General features: G+C 72.9%; 15 protein-coding genes. 10 read left to right on the forward strand and 5 right to left on the reverse strand.

Going from position 1 to position 15,895, the window contains the following annotated elements:
• The first annotated feature begins 49 nt into the window (after positions 1-49).
• From ASG96_RS08615 to secA, 5 genes are all read left to right on the forward strand, one after another.
• Complete coding sequence (locus ASG96_RS08615) at positions 50-931, forward strand: ComF family protein (protein WP_157623037.1); 882 nt, start codon at positions 50-52, stop codon at positions 929-931.
• A 270-nt stretch (positions 932-1,201) separates the two neighbouring features.
• Complete coding sequence (gene hpf / locus ASG96_RS08620) at positions 1,202-1,855, forward strand: ribosome hibernation-promoting factor, HPF/YfiA family (RefSeq protein ID WP_057587738.1); 654 nt, start codon at positions 1,202-1,204, stop codon at positions 1,853-1,855.
• A 136-nt stretch (positions 1,856-1,991) separates the two neighbouring features.
• Positions 1,992-2,675, forward strand: coding sequence for a response regulator transcription factor (locus tag ASG96_RS08625; protein ID WP_157610749.1), 684 nt, complete (start codon positions 1,992-1,994; stop codon positions 2,673-2,675).
• Positions 2,676-2,740: 65 nt separating this feature from the next.
• Complete coding sequence (locus tag ASG96_RS08630) at positions 2,741-4,027, forward strand: winged helix-turn-helix domain-containing protein (RefSeq protein ID WP_235506415.1); 1,287 nt, start codon at positions 2,741-2,743, stop codon at positions 4,025-4,027.
• A gap of 203 nt (positions 4,028-4,230) precedes the next feature.
• Positions 4,231-7,074 carry a preprotein translocase subunit SecA gene (secA, locus tag ASG96_RS08635; RefSeq protein ID WP_056753324.1) on the forward strand — a complete coding sequence of 948 codons (2,844 nt, stop codon included), beginning with the start codon at positions 4,231-4,233 and terminating at the stop codon, positions 7,072-7,074.
• Between the two features lie 100 nt (positions 7,075-7,174).
• Here secA and ASG96_RS08640 read toward each other — a convergent pair whose 3' ends face one another.
• Entirely contained in the window at positions 7,175-7,714 is a 540-nt protein-coding gene (locus tag ASG96_RS08640; protein WP_056753327.1) for an Rv3235 family protein, read from the reverse strand.
• A complete protein-coding gene (locus ASG96_RS08645; RefSeq protein WP_057587739.1) occupies positions 7,714-8,925 on the reverse strand; it encodes a LysM domain-containing protein in 1,212 nt (403 codons plus the stop codon). Before ASG96_RS08645 ends, ASG96_RS08640 begins: the two co-directional genes overlap by 1 nt.
• A gap of 98 nt (positions 8,926-9,023) precedes the next feature.
• Between ASG96_RS08645 and ASG96_RS08650 the strand changes: the two genes are divergently transcribed.
• Complete coding sequence (locus ASG96_RS08650; RefSeq protein WP_056754617.1) at positions 9,024-9,569, forward strand: hypothetical protein; 546 nt, start codon at positions 9,024-9,026, stop codon at positions 9,567-9,569.
• Positions 9,570-9,596: 27 nt separating this feature from the next.
• Here the strand turns inward: ASG96_RS08650 and ASG96_RS08655 are convergent, their stop codons facing one another.
• A complete protein-coding gene (locus ASG96_RS08655) occupies positions 9,597-9,824 on the reverse strand; it encodes a helix-turn-helix domain-containing protein (protein WP_020142994.1) in 228 nt (75 codons plus the stop codon).
• Positions 9,825-10,110: 286 nt separating this feature from the next.
• Here ASG96_RS08655 and ASG96_RS08660 point away from each other — a divergent pair, with 286 nt between their 5' ends.
• Together ASG96_RS08660 and ASG96_RS08665 are read left to right on the forward strand one after the other, a co-directional pair.
• A complete protein-coding gene (locus ASG96_RS08660) occupies positions 10,111-10,773 on the forward strand; it encodes a hypothetical protein (protein ID WP_056753333.1) in 663 nt (220 codons plus the stop codon).
• A complete protein-coding gene (locus ASG96_RS08665) occupies positions 10,770-12,230 on the forward strand; it encodes a ParA family protein (protein ID WP_057587740.1) in 1,461 nt (486 codons plus the stop codon). Before ASG96_RS08660 ends, ASG96_RS08665 begins: the two co-directional genes overlap by 4 nt.
• A gap of 14 nt (positions 12,231-12,244) precedes the next feature.
• Here the strand turns inward: ASG96_RS08665 and ASG96_RS08670 are convergent, their stop codons facing one another.
• Together ASG96_RS08670 and ASG96_RS08675 are read right to left on the reverse strand one after the other, a co-directional pair.
• Positions 12,245-13,603, reverse strand: a complete 1,359-nt coding sequence (locus ASG96_RS08670) for a hypothetical protein (protein ID WP_235509116.1) — start codon at positions 13,601-13,603, stop codon at positions 12,245-12,247.
• A gap of 2 nt (positions 13,604-13,605) precedes the next feature.
• Positions 13,606-13,992, reverse strand: a complete 387-nt coding sequence (locus ASG96_RS08675) for a hypothetical protein (protein ID WP_057587741.1) — start codon at positions 13,990-13,992, stop codon at positions 13,606-13,608.
• A 40-nt stretch (positions 13,993-14,032) separates the two neighbouring features.
• On the opposite strand from ASG96_RS08675, the gene ASG96_RS08680 reads away from it, so the two are divergent.
• A complete protein-coding gene (locus ASG96_RS08680; RefSeq protein ID WP_056753343.1) occupies positions 14,033-15,454 on the forward strand; it encodes a wax ester/triacylglycerol synthase family O-acyltransferase in 1,422 nt (473 codons plus the stop codon).
• Positions 15,454-15,894: a hypothetical protein gene (locus ASG96_RS08685; protein WP_056753345.1), complete on the forward strand. Its 441-nt coding sequence runs from the start codon at positions 15,454-15,456 to the stop codon at positions 15,892-15,894. Before ASG96_RS08680 ends, ASG96_RS08685 begins: the two co-directional genes overlap by 1 nt.
• Position 15,895 lies beyond the last annotated feature (1 nt).

Genomic DNA, 15,895 nt, shown 5'->3' on the forward strand with positions numbered 1-15,895 from the left:
GGCGGGAGGCTGCCTCGACCGACGGGTCCCCGTGCGGTGGGCTGGAGCCGTGCGAGGGCATCGCGGGCCGGGGCCGGGGAGCCCGTCACGCCTCGAGCGGGCCGGAGCCGTCGGACGGTCCGTGCGGGTCGTCCTGTCGGGCGCCCTGGCCCGGGTGCGGGACAGCGCCCTCACCGACCTCGTCCTGCCACGGGAGTGCGGTGGGTGCCTGCGCCCGGGCAGCCTCTGGTGCGCACGCTGCCGACGTGCCCTCGCCGATCTGGCGTTCGGTGCCGCGGCGTCACGGGACGCGCGCGGGCACTCCACGCGTACGCCCGTGGTGTCGACCGGTGCCCGCGTGCACGGGGGAGGGCCCTGGGTCGTCCCGCACCCGGTCCCGGACGGCATGCCGCCGGTGCACGCCTGGGGTGTCTACGCCGACCCGCTCCGGGCCGCGGTGTCGGCGTGGAAGGACGCCGGCCGCCGCGACCTCGAGGCCGTGCTCGTGCCCCTGCTCGCGACCTCGCTCGACGCAGCACTGGCCGGCGCCGGCTGGGACGGGGGAGCCGTCCTCGTCGTGCCCGCGCCCTCTTCGCGGCGCGCCGTGCGCGAACGCGGCGACACACCGATGACAGGACTGTGTGAGGCGGCGGTGGCGCAGCTCGCCGACCGACCGGGACCCGCGCTGCGCGTCGCCCCGGCCCTGCGCCACGTGCGCCGGGTCGAGGACCAGTCCGGGCTCGGGACGGTCGAGCGTCGCGGGAACCTCGCTGGGGCATTGTCTGTGATCCCCTTGTGGCGCAGCGTGATCCGGGGTCGGCGCTGCCTGCTCGTCGACGACGTGGTCACCACCGGTGCCACGTTCGCCGAGGCGGCCAGGGCGCTCCGAGCCGCGGGCGCCGGCTCCGTCATGGGGGCCTCGCTGGCCGCCACCCAGCGGACCCGTGGATGACCCGGGGCGGGTGGGGGTGGCCCGGCGGGCGCCGTGCGTGTGATGTTGCCGGGGGATGTCCGGCACGCCTTCCAGTGGGCCCGCGGCCCAAGTAGTGTCGAGTCATGGACCCCCGTCCCACGAGGAACGGCCTGCCGGCCGCCTCCCCGGGACGTGATCGACAGGAAGGGGTGGTGCCGCGTCGACCGCGGGCCTGTCCTAGGTGACCAGAGGCCCGGAAACACTCTCACTGCACCGCACGAAGAAGACGTGCGCGATCAAGGAGGAACCGTGGAGATCGTCGTCACTGGACGCCACGTCCAGATCCCCGACCGATTCCGTGAGCAGCTCGACGAGCGACTGGCCAAGGTGCCCGCGCTCGCGCCCAAGGTGCACCGCATCGACGTCGTCGTCACCCACGAGCGGGTCGCCCGCGGGTCCGAGAAGGTCGAGATCACGTGCCACGCGAAGGGCCCCGTGATCCGGGCGGAGGCTTGTCTCGACGACAAGTACGCCGCCCTCGACGCGGCCGTGGACACGCTCATGGACCGCCTGAGGCGGGTGCACGACAAGCGCAAGGTCAGCCGCGGACGACGGATCCCCGAGTCGGTCGCGCAGGCGACCGCACGCATCGACGCCTCTGCCAACGGGTCCGCCCGGGGCGACGCCGCTTCCGGCGACTCCGGTGAGGGCCGCGTCGACGACCTCGAGCGCTTCGGTGCGCTCGGCAACTCTCCCATCGAGGTCCGCGAGAAGATCCACACGGCCGCGCCCATGTCTCTCGAGGACGCCGTGAACCAGATGGAGCTCGTCGGACACGACTTCTTCCTCTTCCACGACGCCGACACCGACCGCCCGAGCGTGGTCTACCGGCGACGCGGCTGGAGCTACGGGGTGCTGCACCTCGAGACCGACGCGGACGCCGCCGTCGCCGCCACGGGCTGAACCCCCTGCACCCCGGGCATCGACGGCGTCGGGGCGTCCCCTCCCGAGGGGACGCCCCGACGGGTCCCCGGTGCCCCGACGGCGCGGCGGGGCCTCCGGCGGGCGCGGTGTCCGTGGTCTGGGCCAAGATGGAGGGGTGAACCCGCCCCCCGACGTCATCCGTGTCCTCATCGTCGACGACCACGCCCTCTACCGCCGGGGACTGCAGACCGTCCTGTCGACCGAGGACGGCATCGAGGTCGTCGGCGAGGCCGCCGACGGGGTCGAGGCGGTCGACCAGGCCGAGGAGATCCTGCCCGACGTCATCGTCATGGACGTCGGCATGCCCAAGCGCGGGGGCATCGACGCGTGCCGGGTCATCAAGCAGCGGGTCCCCTCGGCGCGCATCCTCATGCTGACGAGCTCCGACGACGAGGCCAACCTCTTCGAGGCGGTCCGCGCCGGGGCCAACGGCTACCTCCTCAAGGACGTGCCGCCCGAGGAGGTCGCGGCCGGCATCCGCGGCGTCTTCCAGGGTCAGTCCCTGCTCTCTCCGCTCATGGCCTCCAAGCTGCTCGAGGAGTTCAAGGCGATCAGCCAGAAGGACGTCCCCCCGGCGCCGACGCCCGGCCTGGAGCTGCCGCGGCTGACCCAGCGCGAGCTCGAGATCCTCCAGCGCGTCGCCAAGGGAAAGCTCAACCGCGAGATCGGCGCCGAGCTGTTCATCTCCGAGAACACCGTGCGCAACCACATCCGCAACATCCTCGACAAGCTGCAGATGCACTCACGCATGGAGGCAGCCATGTATGCCGTGCGCCAGCGGCTCATCGACCCCGACTGACCCAACTGACCCGACCGACACGGCCGACCCCGCCGACACGGCCGACCTGTCCAGGAGCACCGTCCATGACCGTCGTCACGCGCCCGATGACGCGCGCCCAGGCCCGCCGCGTCGCCATCGCCGCCCAGGGCTTCCTCGACCCGAGACCCGAGCCGTTCGCGGCGACGATGCGCCATGTGCAGCGCGTCATCGACCGCGTCGGGGTCGTCCAGATCGACAGCGTCAACGTCCTCGCCCGGAGCCAGTACCTCCCGTTCTTCTCACGTCTGGGGCCCTACGACCCCGCGCTCCTCGACCGGGCCCGCGACCGTGCCCCGAGGCGCCTCGTCGAGTACTGGGCCCACGAGGCCAGTCTCGTCCCGCCCTCGACGTGGCCGCTGCTCGACTTCCGCATGCGCGCGGCCGCCGAGAAGGCGTGGGGCGGGATGCGGCGCATCCTCGAGGAGCGCCCCGACTACGTCGACCTGGTGCGGGCCGAGGTCGAGGCCCGTGGCCCCATGACGGCGCGGGAGGTCGAGGTCGCCCTCGCGCACGACCAGCCGCGCCGGACCGACCACTGGGGCTGGAACTGGTCCGACGTCAAGCAGGCGCTCGAGTACCTCTTCTGGGCCGGGCAGATCAGCTCCGCGGGGCGCACGACCCAGTTCGAGCGACGTTATGCCGCGCTCGCCGCGACCGCCCCACCGCCGCTGCGGGCGGCCTGGACCGACCGGCCGGGTCCCGAGGCCGACCCCGACCGCCATCTCGAGCTCGTCCGCATCGCCGCCCGGGCCCACGGCGTCGGCACCGAGCTGTGCCTGGCCGACTACTTCCGGATCAAGCGCGAGGACGCCCGCCCGGCCATCGCCCAGCTCGTCGCCGACGGCGAGCTCATCCCGGTCACCGTGCCGGGCTGGAAGCCGGCCTGGCTCCACGCCGAGGCACGGCTGCCCCGGCGCGTGCACGCCGAGGCCCTGCTCAGTCCCTTCGACTCGCTCGTCTGGCAGCGCGAGCGCATCCACGCCCTCTGGGACTTCCTCTACCGCATCGAGATCTACACGCCGGCGCAGAAGCGCGTGCACGGCTACTACGTCCTGCCCTTCCTGTACGGCGACGCCCTCGTCGCGCGCTGCGACCTCAAGGCCGACCGCGTCGCGGGCGTGCTGCGCTGCCACCGGGTCACGTGGGAGCCCGGGGCCCCTGCCGACGCCCGCCCCGCCCTGGTTGCCAACCTCGAGTCGATGGCCGACTGGCTCGGACTCGGTCGGGTCGACCTGTCCCTCGACCCGTCGGGCGACCTGCCCGCCGCGTCGGGCGACGCGCTCGCCGCGCCCGAGCAGCCCGCCCCGGCCGACGCCGCCACGAGCCGCTGAGCGCGCCCCCGGGCACACGGCATACGCCGTCGGTGACGGGAGGGGGCGCGGGCTGCGCCGGTGCCGGAACCGGCCCGACCGCCGATGCGTTGGTCGTTGTGTCCGGAAGGCGGCTAGCCTAGGCGGGTCCCGTGACCCATCACGGGCGATGGAGCCCGCCCACCGGGCGAGTCCACACGTTCAGTCGGGAGTGAGATCACCAGATGGCCGTCATCGAGAAGCTGCTTCGCGCCGGCGAGGGCCGGACCCTGAAGAAGCTCCAGGGCCTTGCCAAGCAGGTCAACGCCCTCGAGGCCGACTTCGAAAAGCTCACCGACGAGGAGCTGCGCGACGAGACCAAGGGTTTCCGCGAGCGCCTCGACAACGGCGAGACGCTCGACATGCTGCTGCCGGAGGCCTTCGCGGCCGTCCGCGAGGCGAGCAAGCGCACCCTTGGCAAGCGTCACTTCGACGTGCAGCTCATGGGTGGTGCCGCGCTGCACCAGGGCAACGTCGCCGAGATGAAGACCGGTGAGGGCAAGACGCTCGTCGCGACCCTGCCGAGCTACCTCAACGCCCTGTCGGGCAAGGGCGTCCACGTCATCACCGTCAACGACTTCCTCGCCGAGTACCAGTCCGAGCTGATGGGCCGCGTGCACCGCGCGCTCGGCATGGAGACCGGCTGCATCCTCGCCTCGATGACGCCCGAGCAGCGTCGTGCCGAGTACGCCAAGGACATCACCTACGGCACCAACAACGAGTTCGGGTTCGACTACCTGCGCGACAACATGGCGTGGGACCCCGCCGAGCTCGTCCAGCGTGGCCACAACTTCTGCATCGTCGACGAGGTCGACTCGATCCTCATCGACGAGGCGCGCACGCCGCTCATCATCTCCGGCCCGGCCGACCTCGCGACCAAGTGGTACGTCGAGTTCGCCCGCATCGCCGCCCGCCTGAACCGCGGTGAGGACGGCCGCGGCGACTACGAGGTCGACGAGAAGAAGCGCACCGTCGGCGTCCTCGAGTCCGGCATCGCGCGCGTCGAGGACCTCCTGGGCATCGACAACCTCTACGACACGGTCAACACGCCGCTCATCGGCTACCTCAACAACTCCATCAAGGCCAAGGAGCTGTTCAAGAAGGACAAGGACTACGTCGTCATGAACGGCGAGATCCTCATCGTCGACGAGCACACCGGCCGCATGCTCCCCGGCCGCCGCTACAACGAGGGCATGCACCAGGCGATCGAGGCGAAGGAGGGCGTCGAGATCAAGAACGAGAACCAGACGCTCGCCACGATCACCCTGCAGAACTACTTCCGTATGTACGACAAGCTCTCGGGCATGACCGGCACCGCCCAGACCGAGGCGGCCGAGCTCAACTCGATCTACAAGCTCGGCGTGATCCCGATCCCGACGAACCGCCCGATGGTCCGCAAGGACCAGGCCGACCTCGTCTACCGCACCGAGGTCGCCAAGTACGACGCCGTCGTCGACGACATCTCCGAGAAGTACGCCGTCGGCCAGCCAGTCCTGGTCGGCACCGTGTCGGTCGAGAAGAGCGAGTACCTCTCGCAGCAGCTGAAGAAGCGCGGCATCAAGCACGAGGTGCTGAACGCCAAGCAGCACGAGCGCGAGGCCGCGATCGTCGCCGACGCCGGTCGCAAGGGCGCCGTCACCGTCGCGACGAACATGGCCGGTCGAGGCACCGACATCATGCTCGGCGGCAACTCCGAGTTCCGGGCCGTCGCAGAGCTCAAGCGCCGCGGTCTCGACCCGCACGAGACGCCGGAGGAGTACGAAGCCGCCTGGGACGAGGCCCTCGCCGCGGCCGAGCGTGACGTCGCGGCGGAGCACGAGGAGGTCACCGAGCTCGGCGGACTCTACGTGCTCGGCACCGAGCGCCACGAGTCGCGACGCATCGACAACCAGCTGCGTGGTCGGTCCGGCCGCCAGGGCGACCCGGGCGAGTCGCGCTTCTACCTCTCGCTCAACGACGACCTGATGCGTCTGTTCAACGCCGGCCTCGTCGACCGCTTCATGCAGACGGCCGGCATGGAGGACAACGTGCCGATCGAGTCGAAGATGGTGACGAACTCGATCCAGAAGGCCCAGGGCTCGGTCGAGGCGCAGAACTACGAGATCCGCAAGAACGTCCTCAAGTACGACGACGTCATGAACCGCCAGCGCCAGGTCATCTACGACGAGCGCCGCGCAGTGCTCGAGGGCGAGGACCTCCACGAGCAGCTGCGGCTGTTCGTCAACGACGTCGTCGGCTCCTACGTCGACGCCGCCACGGCCGAGGGTTTCGCGGCCGACTGGGACCTCGAGAAGCTCTGGGACGCGATGCGTCAGGTCTACCCCGTCTCGCTCACCGTCGACGAGGTCGAGGACATGGCCGGCGGCCGGCAGGCCATCACCGCCGACCTGCTGCGCGAGCAGCTCATGTCCGACGCGCACCACGCGTACGACCAGCGCGAGGAGACGCTCGGCGCCGAGACGATGCGTGAGGTCGAGCGCCGCGTCGTCCTGTCGGTCCTGGACCGCAAGTGGCGCGAGCACCTCTACGAGATGGACTACCTCCAGGAGGGCATCGGTCTGCGGGCCATGGCCCAGCGCGACCCCCTCATCGAGTACCAGCGCGAGGGCTTCCAGCTCTTCGAGGCGATGATGGAGGCCATCAAGGAGGAGTCGGTCAGCCACCTCTTCTCCGTCGAGGTGCAGCTTCCTGAGGCCGCTGCGACCCCCGTCGGGGCCGCACCGATGTCGGTCGGGGACCTCGTCGGCGGGCTCGCCGCTGCCGGCCACGTGGCCGACGACACGACGGGTGCCGCCGCCCGCAACGGCGAGACGGACGAGGAGGCGGAGGCCCTGGCGGCAGGACGTCGCCCGTTCGGCTCCGGTGTCCGGGTCTCGGGCGTCGACCTCGACCCCGGGGCGCAGCGCCCGGCAGCCCTGCACTACACCGCTCCCGGTGAGGACGGTCGCGCCGTCGAGACCAGCGGCCAGCAGACCGTCGAGCGCAAGGCCGACCGCCGCGGCAAGAAGGTCAAGCGCAAGCGCCGCTGACCCACCACGCGAGACGGCCCGGCCCCTGAGGGTGCCGGGCCGTTCGCCGCCCGGTCCGAGGGCGTACGCCGCGTGTGCCCTCGTCGATGACGGGTCGCGGTCAGCCGATGGTGAGCGCCGTGACGAGCCATCGACCGTCGAGGCCCTCGAGCCGCAGGGCGAGGGCCCGGACGCGGCCGTGGGAGACGACGACGGCGCAGGCCTCGACGATGCCGTCGGCGGGCTCGCACACGCGCACGCGACGCACGATCGCCGGACGTCTCGGCCCGGGCGCGCGACGCCGGCCCGCGACCATGGCCTGCCGGGCGATGACCGAGTAGATCGTCGGCGCCGTGTGGCGGATCAGCTGCGGGGCGGGTCGCTGGCCCGAGACGACCTCGATGATGGCCTGCGCGAGGCGGACGACGAGCGGGGCGGGCTCGGGGAGCAGGCTTGTGCGGGTCGGCTGGCGGCCGAAGTCCTCGTCGTCGCGCGCGCCGAAGAAGTCGAGGGCGAGGGCGTCCTGGGCGTAGGGCGGCTCGCCGTGCCAGGCCTCGTCGGCGCTGATGATCCGTGGTGCGGTCTGGGGGATGCGTCGGACGGTGAAGCCGTCGCGCGCGGACGTGGCCGCCGGGTCGGCTGCGGGCGTCGCTCTGGCCATCACCGGGCTCCCTGCTCAGCGGCGGCGCCGCTGCCGACGCCGGGGTGGGTGACGGACGGGTGGGGCGAGGTCGACCGGGACGCGGCGGCCGGTGCCGGCGCGCTCGAGGGTGGACGGAGCTGCAGCCCGGGAACGAGCAGGTCGGGGTCCTCGCCCACGACGTCGCGGTTGGCGGCGTACCACCTCGGCCACTCGTGGGCGACCTGGGCGTCGGAAGCGCCCGGACCGAGGTGACGAGCGGCGATCGCCCAGAGGGAGTCGCCGCGACGGACGGTGACGAGGTCGTGCGCCGATGCCACGGGCCGCGGGGCCGGCGCCAGCAGGCGTGAGCGGTCGGCGTCGTGGACGGGGGCGGGTCGGGTGGGGACGTAGCCCGGGCCGGTAAGGGCGCTTGGCGGTGCGGGTGCCCCGGTTCCCTGCGGGGCGGGTGCCGGGGTGGGTGCGTATCCGGGCCCCGCGCCGACGGTGGGATCCGGGAGGGCGGGGAGAGAGGCCCCCGGGGTTGACCGGGGAGGGCCTGCTGGAGCAGGACTCCGACCGTCCGGGGGTGCGTGGCCGGGCCTCAGGTCGGTCGGGGTGTAGCCGGGCGTCAGGTCGGTCGGCGTGTGTCCGGGCGTCAGGTCGGTCGGGGTGTAGCCGGGCGTCACGTCGGTCGGGGTGTAGCCGGGTGACAGCCCGGGCGCGGCAGACGAGGCCTGACCCCCGGCGTCGCGTGCGGTCGGCCCGGTGTCGGCGCTCGACACCGCAGCCGGTGGCAGCGCCATCGAGCCGACGGAGGCGCCGAGGACGAGGGTCAGCACCTTGCGCACCGCGACCGGGGTGACCCGTTCGGCGACCTGGCCCGCCACCCGTCCCGCCGTCCCCGGCAGGAGGGCGGCGAGGCCGAGCAGGCACCCGAGCGCCAGCCATGCGGCGAGGAGGACGCCCACCCAGGCGAGCAGGACGAGGAGCACGTCGTCGGGCCGGGCGGTGCCACCGGTCGCGCCCAGGCCTCGCCGGGCGACGGCCGCGAGGAGCACGAGCGCCGTGACGGCGACACCGAGGCCCAGGGCGCCGGCCCGGACCGAACGGGCGGTGGCCGGTGGTCCTCCGTCGGTGACGCGCGGGCTGCGCCGGACGAAGGGGGCCGTGCCCGGCTCCGCTGTCGTGCCCCCGGCTGTGGTCAGCGCCGAGCACCGTGCGGCCGTCGATGCCTGCGCTCCCCTGTTCATGGTTTCATTCAATGCAGTTTACCTACGTTTGGTCAAGTATGGTGTTGGTCAAGAAACATCGAGTGGCCCCGGTCCTCGGGGCAGGGGAGGGTGTGCGCATGCGCTGGGACCGCCTCTTCGACGACCTCGAGGCCCAGCTCGCGCTGCATGACGTGCGCGGGCTCGAGGCCGAGGTCGCAGACCGGACCCGGCGTGAGCGGGCGCTGCTCGACGTCCACGCGCGACTGCTCGCCCATGTCGACGCGACGCACGTCGGGCTGCGGCTGCGAGAGCGGGTGGTCGCGGGACGGCTCGTCGACGTCGGCCCCGACTGGGCGCTCGTCGAGACCGCGCCGGGACGGCCCGTCCTGGTGGCGCTTGCGGCGGTCCGGGCCGTGTCGGGCTTGGGGCCGGGAGCCCGGACGCCGTCGGTCGTGGCCCGACGTTTCGTGCTGGGGGCGGCGCTGCGGGCGGTGAGCCGGGACCGGGCCGTCGTGGAGGTCGTCGACGTGGACGGGCACCCGGCTACGGGGACCGTCGACGTCGTCGGGTCCGACCACCTCGAGCTGGCCGAGCACGCGCCCGACGAGACGCGGCGTTCGGCCAACGTCACCGGGCGGCTGCTCGTACCCTTCTGGTCGCTCGCGTCGGTGCGTCGCCTCTGAGGGTGGCGGGGCGGGGCGGCCCCGGGCTCACTCCTCGGCTGAGCCGCCGAAGGGGTGCGCCTGCACGAAGGACTTCGTCTCCGCGTACATCCGCTGGATGTAGCCCTCGAGCTCGGTGGCCTCGACACGCCACTGGCCACGGCCACCGATCTTGATGGCCGGCAGCTCACCGGACCGCACGAGGGCGTAGGCCTGGGCGGAGGAGATGTTGAGGATCTCCGACACCTCGGCGAGCTGCAGGAACCGCTGGGCCACGTTGTCTCCTCCTCTGGCACCGTCTCGTCGACGGCCTCGACCACACCCGTACCCGTCGCGCCGCCTCCGGGCACGGACACCGCCGCCCGACTGCCACTCGAGCGGTCGGTCCACGGCAGGGAACGTCCTCATCCTAGAGATCGACCCCGCCGTCATCGTGCGTCGTCCCCAGCTGTGCACCTGGACGGGCGGTTTGCGTCCGGTTGATGCAAGATGTTGCCGCGTCGTCGCGGTGACCTGCGCCCGGCGCGCCCAGGCATCGACCAGCGGACCACAGGGGGCCCACATGACCGAGCTCGCCACTCCCAGCGCCAAGCGCCTGCAGCGACCGTCCTGGCGCGACAGCCGCCTCGTGGTCGGCGTGCTGCTCGTCGTCGTCGCGGCGACGCTCGGTGCCAAGGCCGTCGCCAGCGCCGACGACCGGGTCCCGGTCTGGGTCGCGGCGAGCAACCTCGTCGCCGGTGACGAGGTCGAGGAGGCATCCTTCGTGCGTGCGGACGTCCGGCTCGCGGACGGCATGACCGGCTACCTCGCCGCCGACGCGCCCGCCCCGACCGGCTCGTTCATGGTGCGCGACGTGCGCGCCGGCGAGCTCGTGCCCGTGTCCGCGGTCGGTGGGGCCGACGCCGTCGACGTGCAGCGGGTGACCGTCCGCGCCGACGCGATGTCCACGACGGGACTGGCCCGCGGCAGTCGCGTCGACGTCTTCGTCACGCCCAAGTCCTCGACGACGAGCGACGCAGCGGCCACCCCGACGAAGAAGGTCCTCGCGTCCGCCGCCGTGGCCGCGGTGATGACGAGCAGTGGCGGCTTCGGGTCGGGATCGATGACGTCGGTGCAGATCTATGTGCCCGCCGACAAGGTCCAGCCCCTCGTCGAGGCGGTGGACGGCGAGGCCAAGCTGACCCTCGTCCCGTCCGTCGGAGCCGTCACGGGCGGTGGAGCATGACCGAGGTCCTGACCGCCCTCAGCCACCAGTGGGAGTCGGCGGTCGCGACGACGCTCGAGGGCCTGCGCGACGTGACGGTGACCCGTCGGTGTGCCGACGTGTCCGAGCTGCTCTCGGTGGCCGACGCCGGCCTCGGCGACACCGCCGTCGTCTCCTCCGACCTGCGTGGACTCGACCTGGCGGTCGTGAAACGCCTGCGCGCCAATCGGATCCGCGTGATCGGGGTGCACCCCGCCGACGACGAGGGCGCGGAGCGCCGGCTCCGCCAGCTGACGATCACGGCCACCGTTGCGGTCGATGCGGGCACCGACCGGTGGCAGCAGTCGCTCGAGGACGGTGCGGCCGACGTCGACGATCTCGAGGCGGCCCTCCGCGACGGCGCGGGTCGCGACGGGGCCAGCCCGGCCGAGGCCGCCGCAGCCGCCGCAGCCGCCGACGAGGTCTCCGGGTGGCGTCCTGCGGGTGCCGTCGCGCCGGGTCGAGCGTCGGACGAGCCGCGCGACGCCGCGGTCCTGGCCGTCGACGGCGAGGTCCCGGGTCGCGGCACTGCTCCGCGACCGGGACCCGAACGTGCGCCCGTCGTGGCGGTGTGGGGGCCCACCGGGGCGCCGGGGCGCACGACCGTCGCGACGACGCTCGCGGCCGAGATCGCCGGCCGCGGCGTCGAGGTGCTGCTCGTCGACGCCGACACCTACGGGGGCTGCGTGGCACAGACCCTGGGGCTGCTCGACGAGGCGCCGGGGATCGCGGCTGCGTGCCGCGCGGCCGACCAGGGCCTGCTCGACCTGCCCGCCCTCTCGCGGATCGCCCCCGAGGTCGTCCCGGGCCTGCGCGTGCTGACCGGGCTGCCGAAGGCGGAGCGCTGGCCCGAGGTGCGGGCCGCCGCCCTCGAGCGGGTCCTCGAGCTGAGCCGCGAGCTCGTGCGGGTCGTCGTCGTCGACTGCGCGTTCTGCCTCGAGGACGACGAGGAGCTCAGCTACGACACGGTCGCCCCCCGCCGCAACGAGGCCACCCTGACCTCCTTGGCGGCCTCCGACGTCGTCGTCGCCGTCGGTGGCGCCGACCCGGTGGCGCTGCAGCGTTTCGTCCGGGGCCTCCAGGAGCTCGGCACGGTGCCGTCCGGTGAGCCGGTCCCCGTCGTCAACCGGGTCCGCAGCCGCGCCGTCGGGTCCCGTCCCGAGTCCCGCATCGCCGACTCGCTCCTGCGCTTCGCAGGACTCACGTCGGTGCGGTTCGTGCCCGACGACGCCCCGGGCGTCGACGGGGCGCTGCTCGCCGGACGCTCGCTCGTCGAGCACGCGCCGGACTCTCCGGTGCGTCATGCCGTCGCCGACCTCGCGACCGGCCTGCTGCCGTGGACGGCCCCGCCCGGAGATCGTCGGGACCGACGCGATCGCCGCGGCCGTCGACGTCGGCTGGGCGCGGGTAGCCGCTCGTCGAGTGCTGTCGGCACCTGAGCAGGCGGCGCCGCTCAGGGCGCGAAGAGGATCGTCAGACCGCCGAGCGTGTAGAAGACCATGACGACCATGAGCGGCACCTGCCCGATCACCGCGGCGCGGCGGTCGAGGACCGTGATCGCGCGCTCGTGGGCGGCCAGGCCGCCGAGCAGGTGCCCGACGACGATGCTCACGGCCTGGATCGTCGCGACGAGGGTCGGCTGGATGAGCAGGTCGCTCGGGGTGAGGTCGGCGGTGCCGAGCAGGTCGGCGCCGGTGCCGAGCGGGTCGGTCAGCAGGTGCCATGCATACTGCCCCTGGTAGACCCACAGGGACCAGTAGTGCGCGATGACGTAGCCGCCGGCGATCGGGATCAGCGACGGAGCGATGTCGCTGACGAAGGCGAAGGAGCGGGAGAAGGGCTCGCCGGCGAGCCTCATCGAGACGACCGAGGCCAGCCAGATCGTCACGGCCACGAGGCCGAAGAACGCGAGGAGGGTGGCGGTCCGCAGCAGCGCCGACGGCACCGGTGAGGTCTGCACGAACGTCGCCCACGAGAGGTTGGCCGAGAAGCCGTCGTATGCCGTCCCGCCGAGCATGACGGCGACGGTGGGCACGAGCCCCCGCTGGCCGCGCAGGCCGTTGACACCGTGGAGGGGCGTGCGCAGCACCCACCGCCCGTCGCGGCGCCGACCGAGCGGCGCGAGCAGGCCCAGCAGGCGTGACCACGCCTCGAAGGGGTCGGCGTGGTCGAACCACGTGCGGCCGAAGACGGCCGCACCGAGCAGCGACACGGCGAAGAAGCCGGCGACGAGGAACCGGAGGAAGCCGAGCGAGGTGTTGTCCTCGGCGACGAGCTCGACCCACGTGAAGGTCCCGAGCCCCAGCGCGGCCGGCCAGAGGCCCCAGCGGTAGGGCAGCGCCGCGAGGTCGGGGGAGACGTGGGCCAGGCGGAGCAGCCCGGCGTGCAGCGCCCGCAGCGGGTTGACGACCCGCCAGACCGGACCGAGCAGCATCGAGGAGAAGGCAAGCCCCACCCAGAGCCACACGTAGACGACGTGGGGCACCGGGTTGCGGGCGGAGTCGGGGCCGAGGACGAGCGCGGCGAGCGTCCACACCGTGACGATGCCCGCGAGGACCCGCGCCACGACCCGCAGCCAGTGCGAGTCGAGGACGGCGGCGACCGGTCCGGGCAGCAGCACCCCGTCCGTGTCACTCAGGCGCGGCTCGCGCCACAGGGTGCCGATGGCGACGAACGAGATGACGAGGGCCGCGACCGCGGCGATGACGAGGGCCGTGAACGGCAGCGGGAGGTCGCCGCGGCTGCCGACGCCGTGGGCCGGGACCAGCGCGCCGAGCCGGGCTGGGGCGAGCGCGGCCGGGAGGAGCCCCACGGTCAGCGGACGGCGACCGTGAGCAGGGTCAGGGCGGGGTCGTGCGTCTCCACCTCGTAGACCCCGGCCTCGGAGCCGGTGAGGCGCAGCGTCGTCGGGGTGCCGGCCTTGAGCGTCGCCTCGACGTCGAAGCCGTGGGCGTGCAGCTCGTCGTCGTGGTCGCTCGTCACGACGAGCTCGAGCGTCGAGCCGATCGGCAGGTCGACCTGCGCCGGGGCCGGAGTCACGGTCGTGCCGGTGACGGTCACCTCGAGGCGCCTGACGCTGCCCGTCGAGGCGACGCCGGTGGCACCGCCCGGCCCCGGTTCGGGGCTGCCGGACGAGCACGCAGCGGCTGCGACGAGGGCGAGGACGCACACGGCATACGGGAGGGCACGAAACGCACGCATGGCCACGATCCTAGGCAGGGGCGTCTGGCAGAGTGTGAGCATGTCTGACCGCCTGACCTCGCTCGACGCGTCGTTCCTCTACCTCGAGGAGTCCACCACGTCGATGCACGTCGGGTCGGTCATGGTCTTCCAGCCTCCTCGCGAGGGGTTCGACTACGACCAGCTCGTCCGGATCATCGAGAGCCGGATCGGGGCGATCCCTCGCTTCCGGCAGAAGGTCCGCGACGTGCCGGGACGCATCGGCAACCCGGTGTGGGTCGACGACGAGGCCTTCGACATGGGCTACCACGTGCGCCGTGCGGGCCTCCCGCGCCCGGGCAGCGACCGGCAGCTGCAGGACTTCGTCGCGCGGGTCCAGCCGCGCAAGCTCGACCGCACCCGCCCGCTGTGGGAGGTCTACCTCGTCGAGGGGCTGCACGACGGCCGGTTCGCCATCGTCACCAAGACGCACCACGCGCTCATCGACGGCGTCAACGCCCTCGACATCGCCCACGTCATCGTCGACGCCGTCAAGGGCGAGGGCCAGGACGACGTCGTCGTGCCGTGGGAGCCGAGCCGTTCGCCCTCGTCGGTCGAGCTCGTCACCGGGGCCGTCATCGACGCGGTGCGGCGCCCGACCCAGGTCGTCGACCTCGTGCGCGGCGGCCTCAACGACGCCCTCAACGTCGGCCTGCGTGCCGTCGAGTCCGCCGGCCAGGTGCTCTCCACCGTCGCGCGCACCGCGGCGCGCCCGGCCCCCGACTCGCCCCTCAACGCCGAGATCGGGTCGGCCCGCCGGTGGGTCATGATCGCGACCGACCTCGAGGACTACCGCCTCGTGCGCAAGCGCCTGGCGCGTGGGGCGTACGCCGAGGACGTGACGATCAACGACGTCGTGCTGGCCACCATCGCCGGCGGCTTCCGCGCGTGGCTCCTCGGACGCGGCGAGGCCGTGAGCCCGCACACGTCGGTGCGCGCGATGGTGCCGGTCAGCATCTACGGCGACGACCCCGCCGGGATGTATGCCAACCAGGTCATGGCGTGCGTCGTCAACCTGCCCGTCGGCGAGCCCGGGGCCTCGATGCGCCTGCACCAGATCGCCTTCGCGATGCGCCAGCAGATGGAGGGCGGCCAGGCGGTCGGCGCGACGTCCCTCGCCAACCTCGCCGGGTTCGCCCCGCCGACCCTGCACGCCCTCGGGGCGCGGCTCGGCTCGGCGATGTCTCGCCGGCTCTACAACGTCATGATCACCAACGTGCCGGGCCCGCAGGCCCCGCTCTACGCCGGCGACGCCGAGATGCTCTCGACCTATCCGGTGACGCCGCTCGCCAAGGGGCAGGCGCTCTCGATCGGCATCACGTCCTACAACGGCGGCGTCTACTTCGGCCTCAACGCCGACCGCGACGCGATGCCGGACGTCGACGTGCTCGGCCAGTCGATCGTCGAGTCGCTCGCCGAGCTGACGAGCGGGAGGGAGTCCTGATGCCGGTCGTGCGTGTCTACGTGCCGCTGGGCCGTGCGGGCCTCGAGGAGCTCGCCGGCACGGGGGCGCTCGCGGCCGGACCGGGCACCCCGCGCACGGCGTATGCCGTCACGTCGCGCCTCGAGCAGGCCGCGCCGGGTCTCGACGTCGAGGACCTCGAGTACGCCGCCTTCAGCGATGCGGTGGAGGCGGCGGCCGGGCTGCGGTCCACGCGCTCGGACCGACGGGTCGTCGCGTCGGCGGACGCCGACGCCTCGTGGGTCGCACCGCGCGACGGTGCGCCCGTGTCGAAGGTGGTGCTCACGTCGCCGGTACCGCTCTCGCGCGTCGCCTCCTTCCACCTCGACGACGAGGTCACGGGGGGTGTCGACGAGGAGGCGGACGAGCTGCTCTGGTACGACGTCACCGAGCTCGACGACGTCCGTTCCTTCTTCGGCTGAG

It is taken from the genome of Terrabacter sp. Soil810 (genome assembly GCF_001429645.1).
Classification (GTDB): domain Bacteria; phylum Actinomycetota; class Actinomycetes; order Actinomycetales; family Dermatophilaceae; genus Terrabacter.